Below are 14,983 nucleotides of genomic sequence, written 5' to 3'. Positions count from 1 at the left end.
GCCGATCAATTCGGCAGGCGGCGGATCTTTGCGCCGAGCACGCCGAGCTTTTCCTCGATGTTCTCGTAGCCGCGGTCGATGTGGTAGACGCGATCGACCGTGGTGTCGCCCTTGGCGACCAGGCCTGCCAGCACCAGGCAGGCCGAGGCGCGCAGGTCGGTGGCCATGATCGGCGCGCCGCTCATCTGCGCGACGCCCTGCACCACCGCGGTATTGCCCTCGAGGCGGATGTCCGCGCCTAGGCGCTGCAGCTCGTGCGCATGCATGAAACGGTTCTCGAACACCGTCTCGGTGACCACGCCGGTGCCCTCGGCCACGCAGTTCAGCGCGGTGAACTGCGCCTGCATGTCGGTGGGGAACGCCGGGTACGGCGCGGTGCTGATGTTGACCGCCTTCGGCCGGCGCCCGCCCATGTCCAGCTCGATCCAGTCGTCGCCGGTGGAAATGTGCGCGCCGGCTTCCTCCAGCTTGGCCAGCACCGCCTCGAGCGTGTTGGCGCGGGCGTGGCGCGCGCGCACCTTGCCGCCGGTCATCGCCGCGCCGACCAGGAAGGTGCCGGTCTCGATGCGGTCGGGCAGCACTTCGTACTCGGCGCCGTGCAGGCGCTCGACGCCATGGATCACCATGGTCGACGTGCCGGCACCCTCGATCTGCGCGCCCATCGCGATCAGGCAGTGGGCCAGGTCGACCACCTCGGGCTCCTGCGCCGCGTTCTCGATCACCGTGGTGCCCTGGGCCAGCGTGGCCGCCATCATGATGTTCTCGGTACCGGTGACGGTGACCATGTCCATCACGATGCGGGTGCCCTTCAGCCGCGACGCCTTCGCCTTGATGTAGCCGTTCTCGACCGTGATCTCGGCGCCCAGCGCCTGCAGGCCGCGGATGTGCTGGTCGACCGGACGCGAGCCGATCGCGCAGCCGCCCGGCAGCGAGACCTCGGCCTGGCCGAAGCGCGCCACCAGCGGGCCGAGCACCAGGATCGAGGCGCGCATCGTGCGCACCAGGTCGTAGGGCGCCACGCAGGTGCTGGTGGTGCGTGGGTCGACGTGCATCTTCATGCGGTCGTCCAGCACCAGTTGCACGCCCATCTGGCCGAGCAGTTCGATGAACGTGGTGACGTCGTGCAGATGCGGTACGTTGCCGATGCTGACCGGCTCATCGGCCAGCAGGCAGCCGGCAAGGATCGGCAGCACGGCATTCTTGGCGCCGGAAATGCCGACCTCGCCATGGAGCGGCGTGCCGCCGCTGATCAGGATCTTGGCCATCGTGGTTCCTAAACTTGGGCGCTCTTCCATGAGCGCAGAAGAAGAACCGGCATCCATGCCGGACTTTTAATTCGAGCGGAGATCACCCTTGGCGCGCTGCGGCTTCCTCGGGAGTCAGGGTCTTCAGGGCCAGCGCGTGGATCGCGCCGCCCATCAATTCGCCCAGCGTGGCATACACCAGCCGATGCCGCGCCAGCGGCAGCTTGCCGGCGAACTGACTGGCGATCACGGTGGCCTCGAAATGCACGCCATCGGCCCCGCTGACCTCGGCCCGGGCACCGGGCAGGCCATTTTCGATCATCGCCTGGATGCGGGCGGGGTCCATCGGGGAGTGTTCCATGCGGGGCTCGGGCCAGCCGGGAGCGGATTCCGTCACGACTGGAATCCATTGCGCTGGCTTATGACGTTAAAATGCGGATATGCCATGGTAATGGAAATCCGCTGGCGCAGAAATGACAGCGGTTCCAGATCGGCCCGAACGGGGCCGCCCGCCACGGCTACCCGGGCCTTCGTCCCGCCCTTTCATCGAGCCCCCATGAACGCACGCATCGCCCCGCCCGCCCCGATCGACCTGAACCCGGACGTCATCACGCGCAGCGCGCGCACGGTGATCGCCACCGAAGCGGCCGCCGTCGAGGCGCTGGAAGCACGGATCGGACCGGCCTTCGTCGAGGCCTGCCGGCTGATCCTGGGCTGCAAGGGCCGCGTGGTGGTCAGCGGCATGGGCAAGTCCGGGCATATCGGGCGCAAGATCGCCGCCACCCTGGCCTCCACCGGCACGCCGGCGTTCTTCGTGCACCCGGGCGAGGCCAGCCACGGCGACCTCGGCATGATCCTGCCGCAGGACGTGGTGCTGGCGATCTCCTATTCCGGCGAGACCGACGAGCTGCTGCTCATCCTGCCGGTGATCAAGCGCCAGGGCATCCCGCTGATCGCGATCACCGGCCGTCCCGGTTCCTCGCTGGCAACCCAGGCCGACGTGCACCTGGACGGCAGCATCTCCAGCGAGGCCTGCCCGCTCGGCCTGGCGCCGACCACCAGCACCACGGTGGCGCTGGTGCTGGGCGACGCGCTGGCGATCGCGCTGCTGGAGGCGCGCGGCTTCACCTCGGACGACTTCGCCCGCTCGCACCCGGCCGGCGCGCTGGGCCGGCGCCTGCTGCTGCACATCAGCGACGTGATGCACACCGGCGACGACGTGCCGCGGGTATCGCCGGACGCCAGCCTCACCGCGGCCCTGGTCGAGATGACCCGCAAGCACCTGGGCATGACCGCCGTGGTCGACGCCGAACAGCGCCTGCTGGGGGTCTTCACCGACGGCGACCTGCGCCGCGCGCTGGACGACGAGGGCGTGGACCTGCGCGGCGCCACCGTGGCCGAACTGATGACGCGCGGCCCGAAGACGATCGGCGCCGACAAGCTGGCGGCGGAAGCGGCGCAGCTGATGGAGAAGTACCAGATCCACGCGCTGCTGGTGGTCGACGACGAACAGCACGTGGTCGGCGCACTGAACATTCATGATCTGCTCCGTGCCCGCGTGGTCTGATCCCTCTTCGAACCCCGTCCCTTCCTGGCACGAACCCACGATTTGCGCATGCATCTGGCCAACCTCACCGCCGATATTCTCGAGCGCGCCGCGCGGATCCGCCTGGCGGTGTTCGACGTGGACGGCACGCTGACCGACGGGCGCCTGTGGTACGGCGAAGACGGTCGCGAGACCAAGGTGTTCCACGTGCACGACGGGCTAGGCCTGAAGCGGCTGCAGGCGAACGGCGTGCAGGTGGCCATCATCACCGCGCGGATCAGCCACCCGGTCGCGCTGCGTGCCGAGGAGCTGGACATCGCCCACGTCTACCAGGGCCAGAGCGACAAGCGCGCCTGCCTGCGGGAATTGCTCGATGCGTTGAACCTCACCCCCGAACAGGCCGCCTTCACCGGCGACGACCTGCCCGACCTGCCGCCGATGCGCATCGCCGGGCTGGCCGTGGCGGTGGCGAACGCCCACCCGTGGGTGGCCGAGGCGGCGCACTGGCAGACCACGCGTAGCGGCGGCATGGGCGCGGCGCGCGAGGTCTGCGACCTGATCCTGCATGCCCAGAGCAAGAGCGACGCCGAGTGGGAGCGCTGGCAGTGAGCCTTCGCCGCTACCTGCGCGACCGGCGCCTGCCGGCCGCGACCCTCGCCATCGCGCTCGCCGCGGGCGTGGCCCAACTGCTGCTGTGGTGGTTCGGGCCAGCACCGAAGACCAGCGATTTCGTCGGTCCGCCGCGCTCCAGCTACACGCTGACCGACGCCCGGATGACCGAATTCAACGCCACGGGACAACCCAGTTTCCGCCTGCAGGCGCCGCACCTGGAGCGCCGCGAAGGCGACGATTCGCTGTATCTCAACTCGCCCACCTTCCAGTTGCCGGCCAGGCAGGCCGGTACACCTGACTGGCAGGGTGAATCGTTGTACGGCTGGGTCAACAAGGATGGCAGCCTGCTCAAGCTGCAGGGTCCGGTGACCATGCACAGGCCGGCATTCGGCAGTACGCCGGCCACCGAGATGCATACTTCCGATGTCACCGCCTGGCCGAAGGAAAACCGCCTGGAGACCGCTGCACCGGCACGGATCGTTCAAGGAGCATCTACAATCAGCGGGGTCGGCATGCGCGCCAACCTCACCAACAAGCACCTGGAGTTGCTCGATGATGTCCACAGCACGTTCATGCCAGCCAAGCCGAGCCGTTAAGCTCGCGATCCTGGGCTTGGGACTGGCCATGCTGCAACCCGCGCTTGCCCGCAAGGATGACCGCCAGAAGCCGGCGAACATCGCGGCGAAATCATTCGACGCAACCCAGCAAGCCAATGGCGTCATTCACTACAAGGGCAACGTGCTGCTCACCCAGGGCACCCTGAAGGCAACCGGCGCGCTGGCCACCGCTTACCTGGACGCGGACAACAGCGTCACGCGGGTGGTCATCACCGGCACGCCGGCCCACATCGAACAGCTCGATGACAGCGGCAACCTCATGCAGGGCGATGCCACCGCGATCGACTACGACAACGTCAAGCAGGTCGCCGTGCTGACCGGCAATGCATCGGTCAAGCAGAAAGGCCGTGGCGAAGCCCAGGGCGACAAGCTGACCTACAACACGCAGACCAGCCAGATGACCGGCGAGAGCAGTGGCGATGGCATGGTGCACATGACCTTCCAGCCCAAGCCGAAACCGGCCACGCCTGCCGCATCCTCATCCACGCCGGCCTCTACCTCGCCGGCCCCGGCGCAGAGCAGTCCGGCCCCAGCGCAGGAACAACCCTGACGTGCTCTCCGCCGAAGGTCTGCAGAAAAGCTTCAAGGCGCGCCAGGTCGTTCGCGATTTCGGCTTCTCGATCCGCGAAGGCGAGGTGGTCGGCCTGCTTGGCCCCAACGGCGCCGGCAAGACCACCTGCTTCTACATGGTGGTCGGCCTGATCGAGGCCGATGGCGGCACGATCAAGCTGGACAAGCGGGACATCACCGGCCTGCCGATGCATGCGCGCGCCCGGCTCGGCATCGGCTACCTGCCGCAGGAGGCGTCGGTGTTCCGCCGGCTCAGCGTGGCCGACAACATCATGGCCGTGCTGGAACTGCGCGACGGGCTCAGCGAACAGCAGCGCGGCGCCGAGCTGGAAAACCTGCTGGACGAACTGAAGATCGCCCACATCGCCGGGCAGAAGGGCATCAGCCTGTCCGGCGGCGAGCGGCGCCGGGTCGAGATCGCCCGCGCGCTGGCCGCCAACCCGCGCTACATGCTGCTGGACGAACCGTTCGCCGGGGTCGACCCGATCTCGGTCGGCGAGATCCAGCGCATCGTGCGGCACCTGAAGGAGCGCGGCATCGGCGTGCTGATCACCGACCACAACGTGCGCGAAACCCTGGGCATCTGCGACCGCGCCTACATCCTGAACGACGGCGAGGTGCTGTCGCGCGGCACCCCGGCGCACATCCTCGCCGACGAGAAGGTGCGCGAGGTTTACCTGGGCCGCGAATTCCGGCTCTGAATTACCTGTCGCGGTCCGCTTTTGCTGCGGACCGCAGCTATGGCCGCACCTGCGGGCAAGCGTTACGATGGTCGCGACTTCCTTCGATCCGGCTGGCATGAAACCCGCGCTACAGTTTCGCCTCCACCAGCAACTGACCCTGACGCCGCAACTGCAGCAGGCGATACGCTTGCTGCAACTGTCGCAACTGGAGCTGGAAACCGAACTGCGGCAGATCGCCGAAAGCAACCCGCTGCTGGAATTCGCGGAGGAAGTCGAGGACGACGAGGCGACCGAGAGCGTCGAGACCGAAAGCGAATACCCCAGCGTCGAGGCGGTCGCCGCCAGCAACAATGACGACGGCGACGCCGGTGACTGGTCGGACGGCGGCGGCGTGGCCGAAACGCCGATCGACTTCTCCAGCAACAACGGGGGCAACAGCAACAGCAGCGCGCGCGGCGACGACGATTTCGAGCCGCAGAACGCCGCGCCGGAAACGCTGCAGCAGCACCTGCTGTGGCAGCTCAACCTGGCCTCATTCAACCCGCGCCAGCACCTGATCGCCACCGTGCTGATCGACGCGCTCAATCCCGCCGGCTACCTGGGTGAAGGGCTGGAGGCGGTGCTCGCCGCCCTGCCCGCCGACTTCAACGCCAGCGTCGAGGAGGTCGAGGCCGTGCGCCGCCGGCTGCAGGGCTTCGATCCCACCGGCGTGGGCAGCCTCGACTTGCGCGACTGCCTGCGCGTGCAACTGGAGCAGTTCGACCCGGATACGCCGCAGCGCGACCTGGCGCTGCGCATCGTCGACGCCGAACTCGACCTGCTCGCGCGCAACGACGTCGCCCGACTGGCGCGGCGCCTGCGCGCCAGCGAAGACGACGTGGCGGCGGCCGCCGTGCTGATCCGCAGCCTCGATCCGCGTCCGGGTGCAGCGCTCGACGCCACCCCGGTGGAATACGTCGCACCGGACGTCTACGCGCTGCGCGACGGCAGCCGCTGGCGGGTCAGCCTGAACCCGGACGCGCAGCCGCGGCTGGGCCTGAACCAGCACTACTGCGGCCTGATCGCCCAGGCCCGCGGCGAGGATGCCAGCTGGATGCGCGGCCAGCTGCAGGAGGCGCGCTGGCTGATCAAGAGCCTGGAATCGCGCGCCGAGACCCTGCTCAAGGTCGCCGAGGCGATCGTGCGGCGGCAAAGCGCCTTCCTCGACTACGGCCCCGAAGCCATGCACCCGCTGGTGCTGCGCGAGGTGGCCGAGGAAGTGGGCATGCACGAATCCACCATTTCGCGCGTCACCACCCGCAAGTACATGCACACCCCGCGCGGCACGTTCGAGTTGAAATACTTCTTTTCCAGCGGCGTCTCCACCGAGGACGGCGGCAGCGCCTCGGCCACCGCGATCCAGGCCATGCTGCGCAAGCTGATCGAGGCCGAGGACGTGCGCAAGCCGTTGTCCGACCTGGCGATCGCCGAGGAATTGCAGCGCAAGGGCATCCAGGTCGCCCGCCGCACCGTCGCCAAGTACCGGGAAGGACTGCGCATTCCCACGTCCAGCGAGCGCCAGCGCGCCAGCTGATTGTCACCAGGGACACACGCGGGAACTTGGTTAACGGAAAAGCGCTCCCATACCTGCTAGAGAGTGATTGACGATGTGCCCGGCCCCCGGGCCCGGCATGTCCACCCCGCCGCGAAAAGCGGCACTGCACCACCAGAGGAGGCGCCCCATGCAATTCCAACTCAGCGGCCAGCAGATTGAAGTCACCCCGGCCCTGCGCGACCACGCCACCGCCAAGCTCGACCGCCTCACCCGCCTCGACGACAAATTGAAGAGCCTTGCGATCGTGCTGTCGGTCGACAAGCTCCAGCACCGCGCGGACGGCACCCTGGGCGTCATCGGCGCCACCCTGCACGCCGAAGCGACCGAGGCCGACATGTACGCCTCCCTCGACGTGCTGTTCGACAAACTGGTCGCCCAGTTGCGCAAGTACCGTGAAAAGGTCGCCGACAAACACCAGCGCGAAGCGCGCGAAGAGCGCCAGTACGGCTGATCCCGGCGGCGTCCGGTCGATCGCGGCCCGCCCGTTCCAGGGCGGGCCGTTTTCCGCTCTGAACACGCGTATCCGTCCAAGCTGGCACAATGGTCATGCCGCCGCAAAGGCCCGTCGGGCATCGACATGCGGCGAAAGGACCCCAGGTTTGGATCGGATCAGCGCGCGACAACTCTACGATGGCGTTCACGAACGCATGGCCCTGCGCTGGGTGTCCGGCATGCGCGGGGAGTCGCGCGTGCTCGAGCCGGGCGTGGCGCAGGCGCGCCGGCCGTCGCTGATCGGCTACCTCAACGTCATCTATCCGAACAAGATCCAGATCATCGGCTCGGAGGAGCTGAACTTCCTCGACGGGCTGGACTCGCGCCAGCGCTGGGAGGTGATGCACAAGATCGCCGCCTACCAGCCGGTGGCGCTCATCGTGACCAAGGACCAGACCGTGCCGGCCGACCTGCGCGAGGTGGCTGAGGAAACCAACACGCCGCTGTGGATCAGTCCCAAGCGCGGCCACGAACTGCTGACTTACCTGCAGTACCACCTGGCGCGCATGCTGGCGGCCAAGACCACCCTGCACGGCGTGTTCCTGGAAGTGTTCTCCATCGGCGTGCTGATCACCGGCGAGGCCGGCTCCGGCAAGAGCGAGCTGGCGCTGGAACTGATCAGCCGCGGCCACCGGCTGGTCGCCGACGACGCCACCGAATTCACCCTGATCGCACCGGACGTGATCGACGGCACCTGTCCCGAGCTGCTGCAGGACCTGCTGGAAGTGCGCGGGCTGGGCGTGCTCAACGTGCGCGAGATGTTCGGCCACATGTCGGTCAAGACGTCCAAGTACCTGCGCCTGGTGGTCCACCTCAAGCCGCTGCGCGACGGCGAGGAGACCGACGCGCTGACCCGCCTCACCGGCGACATCGGCCACCGCGAGATATTCGACGTGCAGGTGCCGATGATCACCCTCCCGGTGGCGTCGGGCCGCAACCTGGCGGTGCTGGTCGAGGCCGCCGTGCGCAACCATGCGTTGAAGAGCAAGGGCATCGACCCGGCGCAGACCTTCATCGACCGCCAGGCGCACCAGCTGCGCCGTTTGCCTCCATGGTGAAAGCATGAGTGACGACATCCCCCCGCCCAACCCGCTGACCGACCCGCACGAGGTCCACCTGATCGTGCTGACCGGCATGTCCGGCGGCGGCAAGACGGTGGCGCTGCGCGCGCTGGAGGACCTGGAGTTTTACTGCGTCGACAACCTGCCTTCGGTGCTGCTGCCGCAACTGGTCAACGCAGCCATCAGTGGCGACCGCCGCGGCCGGCCGCGGCGCATCGCCGTGGGCGTGGACGTGCGCAACCGCGGCACCGATTTCGCGCACATGCCGACCGTGCTGTCGGAACTGGCCGCGGCCGGCGTGCAGGTGCATCTGATTTTTCTGGATTGCCGCGACGAAGTGCTGATCAAGCGCTATTCGGAAACCCGCCGCCGTCATCCGCTGGCCACCCGTGGCGTATCGCTGGCGGACGCGATCGTCGAGGAACGCCGGCTGCTGCGCCCGCTGATGGCGATCGCCGAAAAGGTGATCGACTCCAGCGAACTCAATGTCCACCAGCTGCGCCGGCTGGTCGCCACCGGCTACGCGCAGGCCACCGAAGGGCTGACCCTGATGTTCCAGTCGTTCGCGTTCAAGCGCGGGCTGCCGCTGGACGCGGACTTCGTGTTCGATGCGCGCTGCCTGCCGAACCCGCACTGGCACCCGCGCCTGCGCCCGCTGTCGGGCAAGGATGCGCCGGTGCGCGAGTTCCTCGATGCGGAACCGCTGGTCGGCGAATACTTCGCCGACACCGCGCGCTGGCTGGACGCCTGGCTGCCGCGCTTCGAACAGGACGACCGCAGTTACGTGACCATCTCGATCGGCTGCACCGGCGGCAGGCACCGTTCGGTCTACCTGGTCGAGAAGCTCGCCGCGCACTATCGCGATCGCCGCGAAGGCGTGCTCACCTTCCATCGCGAGCTGGAGTGATGATGACGGCTCCTGCAAACATCTCGGGCCGCCGGCCATGAGCGTCGGCGTGCTGCTGATGACCCATGAGGCGGTCGGCCACGCGCTGATCTCCGCGGCGCATCACGTGATGCCGAGGCTGCCGCTGCAGGTGGCCGCGGTGGAAGTGCCGCCCAGCGCCGACCCGGACGTGATGCGCACGCTTACCGCACATCACGCGCGCGAACTCGACCAGGGCGACGGCGTGTTGATCCTGGCCGATCTGTACGGCGCCACGCCGTGCAATATCGGCCTGTCGCTGGGCGCGCTCGGCGTGCATCTTCGCTGCGTCTCCGGCCTCAACCTGCCGATGCTGCTGCGCGTACTCAACTATGCGGAAAAACCACTGGACGAACTGGCCGAGATCGCCGCCAGCGGTGGCCGCGGGGGAATCTTCATCGACCATGCGTGAGCAAGACATCGTCATCACCAACAAGCTGGGACTGCACGCCCGCGCCTCGGCCAAGCTGGTGCAACTGGTACAGGGTTTCAAATCCACCGTGTGGCTGGTCAGCAAGGGCCGCGAGGTCAACGCGCAAAGCATCATGGGCGTGATGATGCTGGCCGCCGGCCTCGGCAGCCCGCTGACCGTTCGCGTCGACGGGCCGGACGAGGAATCCGCGCTGGCCGCCGTGGTTCAGCTGTTCGAACGCAAGTTCGACGAGGGAGCATGACTGGTATGGGAATCGGAAATCGGGAATGGGGAACCGGTGGAAGCAGAGCGCGCGCGGGCTGGCGGTTCGCCGTCGGCCTCATGCTGCCGGCTTTGCCAACTCCCCGTTCCCGACCCTCGATTCCCGGCTCCGCAAGGAGCCACCGGTGAGACACATCCTCCACGGCACCATCGCCGCTCACGGCATGGCGCTGGGCCGTGCCCGGCTGGTGCAGCCCAGCCGCTACACGGTGGACACCCGCCCGCTGGCCGAGCACGAGATCGAGGGCGAACTGGCGAAGCTGCACCAGGCGCTGGACACCGCGCGGCAGGAACTGCGCGAGCTGCGCGGCAAGCTGCACGGCGCGCTGGCGCGCGAGGTCAACGAATTCATCGACGCGCACAGCCTGCTGCTGGACGATGCGGAACTGCTGCGCGGACTGGACGACCTGGTAAAGATCGGCCACTACCGTCCCGGCGCCGCGCTGAAGAAGCAGCGCGACCGCCTGTCCGCCGTGTTCGAGGCGATGGACGATCCCTACCTGCGCAGCCGCAAGGAAGACGTCGAGCAGGTGATCAACCGGGTGATCTCCGCGCTGCAGCGGCAGACCAGCCCGGAGGAGCGCAAGCTGGCCGCGCGCGTGGGCGAGATCCTGATCGCCGACAACATCGCGCCGGGCGACATGGCGCAGCTGGCCGGCAACGGCCTGCTCGGCGTGGTCGCCAGCTCCGGCAGCGCGTATTCGCACAGCGCGATCCTGGCGCGCAGCCTCGGCCTGCCGATGCTGGTGGGCACCCGCGACGCGCTGTCGAACATCCACGACGACGACCTGATCCTGCTCGATGCCGAGCGCGGCGAGGCGATCGTGCATCCGGCCGCGCAGGACCTGTCGCGCTATCGCGCATGGCAGCGCGAGGCCGTGGCCGAAGGCCGTCGCCTGGCCAAGCTGGCGAACGCGCCCACGCGCACCCGCGACGGCGTCGAGATCGCGCTGCTGGCGAACGCCGAAACGCCCGCCGACGTGGCGATGGCGCGCGCCCGCGGCGCCGACGGCGTGGGCCTGTACCGCACCGAATTCCTGTTCCTCAAGCACAAGGGCCTGCCGTCGGAAGACGAGCAGTTCATCGCCTACCGCGACCTGGTGATGGGCATGGGCGGCCTGCCGGTGACCATCCGCACGCTGGACCTGGGCGCCGACAAGGCCGATGCCGCCGGACTCACCCTGCGCGGCGAGGACAATCCCGCGCTCGGCGTGCGCGGCGTGCGCCTGTCGCTGCGCTATCCGGCGGTGTTCACCACGCAGATCCGCGCGATCCTGCGCGCCGCCTGCTACGGCCCCATGCGCGTGCTGGTGCCGATGGTGACCCAGCCCGACGAGCTGATCGCGGTGCGCACGCTGTTCAAGCTGGCACGGCAGGACCTGAAGCGCGAAGCCATCGACCTGCCGGAGAAACTGCCGCTGGGCGCGATGATCGAGGTGCCGGCGGCGGCGATCAACGTGCGCGCCCTGCTGGAGCACGCCGACTTCCTGGCCATCGGCACCAACGACCTGGCCCAGTACGTCCTCGCCGCCGACCGCGGCAACGACGCGCTGGAAAACATCTACAACCCGCTGCAGCCGGCGCTGCTGCGGCTGATCTCGCACGTGCTCAGCGCCGGCCGCCGCGCCGGGAAGCCGGTCAGCCTGTGCGGCGAGATCGCCGGCGACGTGAACTTCACCGCGCTGCTGCTGCTGCTCGGGCTCGATGAATTCAGCATGCACCCGGCGCAGATCCTGCAGGTGCGCGACCGCCTGGCCACGCTCGACCACGCCCACCTGCGCCGCCACGCCGCGCAGTTGCTGCGCGCACATACCCACGAGCAGGCCGAGGCGATGTTGAACGACATCGTGGACGCAGCCGCCACGAACTGAGCCCCTGCTTCCGACGAAGGCTCATCCCCCCTTTTCGTCACGAATCGTTTCGCTGCGCTTTACATTTCCCGGCGCATTGTCAGCGGTTCAGGGGAAAACCAGCTGCGTGCACGCTCTTCACCGCCCGGACTCCGGCACGACAACTCCGCATCTCATCGAACCGATCCACGGCCATGGGGAGTGTCATCATGAACAAGTCACTTGTCGCTGTACTTCTGGGAGGGTTGCTGGGGGCATGCCTCATGCCCTCGCCGGCCACGGCGCAAAGCGCCTTCGACGGCACCTGGAAGATCGACCTGAAGAAGGTCGAGATGCCGAAGAAGCCCGACGTCCTGCTGCTGCAGAACGGCATGTACCACTGCAAGACCTGCGTTCCACCGGTCAGCGTGAAGGCCGACGGCACCGACCAGCCGGTCAGCGGCCATCCGTACTACGACACGATGGCGGTTACCGTCGTCGACGACCACGCGATCCATGAGATCGACAAGAAGGACGGCAAGGTCATCTCGAACTCGACCATGACCGTGGCCGCCGACGGCAAGACGGCGAACTTCGAGTTTACCGACAGCAGCAACAACAGCACCGACCCGGTGACCGGCAACGGCACCATGGTGCGCGTGGCGAAGGGACCGGCCGGCGCGCACGCGGTTTCCGGCTCGTGGCGCACGCAGAGCTACGGCAGCGTCTCGGACAACGCGCTCACCCGCAGCTACAAGGTCGACGGCGACACGTTCAGCATGAGCGCTCCAACCGGCGAGTCGTACAGCGCGAAGATGGACGGCAGCGACGCCCCCTACAAGGGCGATCCCGGCGCAACCAGCGTCTCGGTGCGAAAGCTGGGCCAGCACGTCATGCAGGAAACCGCCAAGCGCGACGGCAAGGTGATCAGCGTGGCGAAGATGACTGTCGCGCCAGATGGCAGGAGCATGACCATCGCCGTCGACGACAAGCTGCACGACACCCACATGTCGTTCGTGGCGATGAAGCAATAAGTCCCGGCGCGCGCAGGCCAGGGACGGCCTGCCGCCGGCTCAGCGAGCACGATCGAGGTCGATCCCCTCGAGGAACGCGTCCAGCAGCGCGCCGCGGTACTTCCGTCGGTGCAGCAGCAGCGAGAGCTTGCGGCCCAGGTCGAGGAACGGCGTCTTCAGCGCCTTCAGCCGCCCGGTCGCCAGCGCGTCGGTGACCGCCACCGCGGGCAGGCAGGCGATGCCCAGCCCGGCCACCACGGCCTGCTTGATCGCTTCGATCTGATCCAGTTCCAGCACGGTTTCGCCGGGCGGCAACTGCGCCAGCACGCGCTCGCTGGTGGCGCGCGTGGCCGAGCCGGGCTCGCGCAGCACCCAGCGTGCACCGGCGAAATCCGCAGGCTTCAGCCCGCGCCGGCGCGCCAGCGGATGTTCCGGCGGCGCACATACCACCAGCAGGTCGTCGCGCCACGGCCGCACTTCCAGCAGCGGATGCGCCACCGGGCCTTCGACGCAGCCGACGTCCAGGCTGTGTTCGAGCATGGCGGCGGCAATCGTCTCGGTATTCGCCACGCGCAGGCGGATCGCCACCTGCGGGTGCGCGCGCACGAATCCGCCGAGCAGTTCGCCGACCAGGTAATTGCCCACCGTGTTGCTGGCGCCGATGCGCAGTTCGCCGCCCAGCTCGGCGCCCTCCTCGCGTCCGCGCCGGCCGAACTCGGCATGGCGTTCCAGCAGTTCCTGCGCCAGCGGCAGCAGCTCGCGGCCACGGGCATTCAGGCGCAAGCGGCCGCGCTCGCGGTCGAACAGCGCCGCATCCAGCTGCCGCTCCATCTCCGCCAGCGCCATGCTGGCCGCGGGCTGGGTCAGGTGCAGCCGCTCGGCGGCGGCACGCACGCTGCCGTGCAGCGCAATCTGCACGAACACGTCCAGCTGGCGCGGGCTGATGTTCATCATCAGCCGATCTTATCAGCTTTCCTTATACGTCCCATCACATATTCCAAATTTTCCTGATTGATGTACGGGCAGACAATGGCGCGATTGCCGGAGTCCATGCATGAACGCACCATCCCTTGCGGTTACCCCCACGCTCGTTCGACAACGTGTCCCTGGCCTGCTGCTGGCGGTGGGGATCGGCCTGCTGGCGTTGCTGCTGGGGCGCTGGGCGCCGCTGATCGGCGGCCCGGTGATCGGCATCGTGCTGGGCATCGTGGTGCGCAACCTGTTGTCGCCGGGCGAACGCTACAACCCCGGCATCGCGTTCGCCGGCAAGAAGGTGCTGCAGTGGTCGATCATCGCGCTGGGCTTCGGGCTCAGCCTCGACCAGGTGGCGAAGACCGGTCTCGAGTCGCTGTCGGTCACCCTGGTGACGATGACCGTGGCCTTCCTCGCCGCCTGGCTGCTCGGTCGCTGGCTCGGCGTGCACGACAAGCTGAAGATCCTGATCGGCGTGGGCACCGCGATCTGCGGCGGCTCGGCGATCGCCGCGGTCACGCCGATCATCCGCCCGGACGACCACGACACCGCGTTCGCGATCTCCACCATCTTCCTGTTCAACCTGGTCGCGGTGCTGCTGTTCCCGCTGCTCGGCCACCTGATGCATTTGAGCGACCTGGGCTTCGGCCTGTGGGCCGGCACCGCGATCAACGACACCTCGTCGGTGGTCGCCGCCGGCTACAGTTTCAGCAAGACCGCCGGCGACTACGCCACGATCGTCAAGCTCACCCGCGCTACCCTGATCATCCCGGTCTGCCTGGTGCTCGCCTTCGCCGTCGCCGCACGCGAGAAGCGCAGGCATGCGCAGGCCGGCAGCGTCGGCCACTTCAGCCTCGCCAGCATCTTCCCGTGGTTCATCCTGTGGTTCCTCGTCGCGTCCGCCATCCGCACCGCCGGCGTGATCCCCGTGGCGATCCAGCCGTCCATCCACATGCTGGCCGAGTTCCTGATCATCGTGGCGCTCACCGCGATCGGCCTGTCCGCCAACCTGCGCAAGATGGCCGCCAGCGGCGCGCGGCCGATCCTGCTGGGGCTGGGCGTGTGGGTTGCGGTGGCGGTCAGCAGTTTGCTGGTGCAGTGGGTGATCGGGCAGCTCTGACGGCCGCCACG

Annotated in this window: 17 protein-coding genes; 14 read left to right on the top strand and 3 right to left on the bottom strand. The window is 68.1% G+C overall.

Translation table 11 applies throughout. The annotated features are described in order from the left end of the window. Positions 1–5: 5 nt before the first annotated feature. Together murA and ABIE04_RS15645 are read right to left on the bottom strand one after the other, a co-directional pair. Positions 6–1,265 (bottom strand): UDP-N-acetylglucosamine 1-carboxyvinyltransferase, encoded by a 1,260-nt coding sequence (gene murA / locus ABIE04_RS15650; RefSeq protein WP_056390199.1) that lies wholly within the window; start codon positions 1,263–1,265, stop codon positions 6–8. A gap of 82 nt (positions 1,266–1,347) precedes the next feature. Beyond that, positions 1,348–1,590, bottom strand: a complete 243-nt coding sequence (locus ABIE04_RS15645) for a BolA family protein (protein ID WP_354552773.1) — start codon at positions 1,588–1,590, stop codon at positions 1,348–1,350. 210 nt (positions 1,591–1,800) lie between these two features. On the opposite strand from ABIE04_RS15645, the gene ABIE04_RS15640 reads away from it, so the two are divergent. From ABIE04_RS15640 to ABIE04_RS15580, 13 genes are all read left to right on the top strand, one after another. After that, entirely contained in the window at positions 1,801–2,811 is a 1,011-nt protein-coding gene (locus ABIE04_RS15640) for a KpsF/GutQ family sugar-phosphate isomerase (RefSeq protein ID WP_354552287.1), read from the top strand. A 48-nt stretch (positions 2,812–2,859) separates the two neighbouring features. Further along, entirely contained in the window at positions 2,860–3,399 is a 540-nt protein-coding gene (locus ABIE04_RS15635; RefSeq protein ID WP_354552284.1) for a KdsC family phosphatase, read from the top strand. Then, positions 3,396–3,998 (top strand): LPS export ABC transporter periplasmic protein LptC, encoded by a 603-nt coding sequence (lptC, locus tag ABIE04_RS15630; RefSeq protein WP_354552282.1) that lies wholly within the window; start codon positions 3,396–3,398, stop codon positions 3,996–3,998. The genes ABIE04_RS15635 and lptC overlap by 4 nt, the downstream gene beginning before the upstream one ends. Positions 3,999–4,026: 28 nt before the next feature. Beyond that, positions 4,027–4,569 carry a lipopolysaccharide transport periplasmic protein LptA gene (gene lptA, locus ABIE04_RS15625; RefSeq protein ID WP_354552278.1) on the top strand — a complete coding sequence of 181 codons (543 nt, stop codon included), beginning with the start codon at positions 4,027–4,029 and terminating at the stop codon, positions 4,567–4,569. A gap of 1 nt (position 4,570) precedes the next feature. Continuing rightward, positions 4,571–5,290: an LPS export ABC transporter ATP-binding protein gene (lptB, locus tag ABIE04_RS15620; protein WP_354552274.1), complete on the top strand. Its 720-nt coding sequence runs from the start codon at positions 4,571–4,573 to the stop codon at positions 5,288–5,290. 97 nt (positions 5,291–5,387) lie between these two features. Then, on the top strand, positions 5,388–6,845 hold the full coding sequence (locus tag ABIE04_RS15615) for an RNA polymerase factor sigma-54 (RefSeq protein ID WP_354552270.1): 1,458 nt from the start codon (positions 5,388–5,390) through the stop codon (positions 6,843–6,845). 148 nt (positions 6,846–6,993) lie between these two features. After that, positions 6,994–7,317 carry a ribosome hibernation-promoting factor, HPF/YfiA family gene (gene hpf / locus ABIE04_RS15610; protein ID WP_354552266.1) on the top strand — a complete coding sequence of 108 codons (324 nt, stop codon included), beginning with the start codon at positions 6,994–6,996 and terminating at the stop codon, positions 7,315–7,317. A gap of 148 nt (positions 7,318–7,465) precedes the next feature. Further along, positions 7,466–8,416: an HPr(Ser) kinase/phosphatase gene (gene hprK / locus ABIE04_RS15605; protein WP_354552261.1), complete on the top strand. Its 951-nt coding sequence runs from the start codon at positions 7,466–7,468 to the stop codon at positions 8,414–8,416. A gap of 4 nt (positions 8,417–8,420) precedes the next feature. Further along, positions 8,421–9,326, top strand: coding sequence for an RNase adapter RapZ (gene rapZ / locus ABIE04_RS15600; RefSeq protein ID WP_354552257.1), 906 nt, complete (start codon positions 8,421–8,423; stop codon positions 9,324–9,326). A 37-nt stretch (positions 9,327–9,363) separates the two neighbouring features. Further along, entirely contained in the window at positions 9,364–9,756 is a 393-nt protein-coding gene (locus ABIE04_RS15595) for a PTS sugar transporter subunit IIA (protein ID WP_354552252.1), read from the top strand. Beyond that, a complete protein-coding gene (locus tag ABIE04_RS15590; protein ID WP_354552247.1) occupies positions 9,749–10,018 on the top strand; it encodes an HPr family phosphocarrier protein in 270 nt (89 codons plus the stop codon). The genes ABIE04_RS15595 and ABIE04_RS15590 overlap by 8 nt, the downstream gene beginning before the upstream one ends. 145 nt (positions 10,019–10,163) lie before the next feature. After that, a complete protein-coding gene (gene ptsP / locus ABIE04_RS15585) occupies positions 10,164–11,909 on the top strand; it encodes a phosphoenolpyruvate--protein phosphotransferase (RefSeq protein ID WP_354552243.1) in 1,746 nt (581 codons plus the stop codon). 188 nt (positions 11,910–12,097) lie between these two features. Then, a complete protein-coding gene (locus ABIE04_RS15580; protein ID WP_354552239.1) occupies positions 12,098–12,901 on the top strand; it encodes a hypothetical protein in 804 nt (267 codons plus the stop codon). A gap of 39 nt (positions 12,902–12,940) precedes the next feature. Here ABIE04_RS15580 and ABIE04_RS15575 read toward each other — a convergent pair whose 3' ends face one another. After that, positions 12,941–13,834: a LysR substrate-binding domain-containing protein gene (locus ABIE04_RS15575; RefSeq protein WP_354552235.1), complete on the bottom strand. Its 894-nt coding sequence runs from the start codon at positions 13,832–13,834 to the stop codon at positions 12,941–12,943. Positions 13,835–13,934: 100 nt separating this feature from the next. Here ABIE04_RS15575 and ABIE04_RS15570 point away from each other — a divergent pair, with 100 nt between their 5' ends. Then, the gene (locus tag ABIE04_RS15570; protein WP_354552231.1) at positions 13,935–14,972 is read left to right on the top strand and encodes a YeiH family protein; all 1,038 of its coding nucleotides are present in this window, start codon (positions 13,935–13,937) and stop codon (positions 14,970–14,972) included. Positions 14,973–14,983: the final 11 nt, after the last annotated feature.

Source organism: Rhodanobacter soli, from assembly GCF_040548735.1.
GTDB lineage: Bacteria > Pseudomonadota > Gammaproteobacteria > Xanthomonadales > Rhodanobacteraceae > Rhodanobacter > Rhodanobacter soli_A.
The sequence above is the reverse complement of the archived record's forward strand: the minus strand, read 5'-3'. Positions and strand labels throughout refer to the sequence as shown.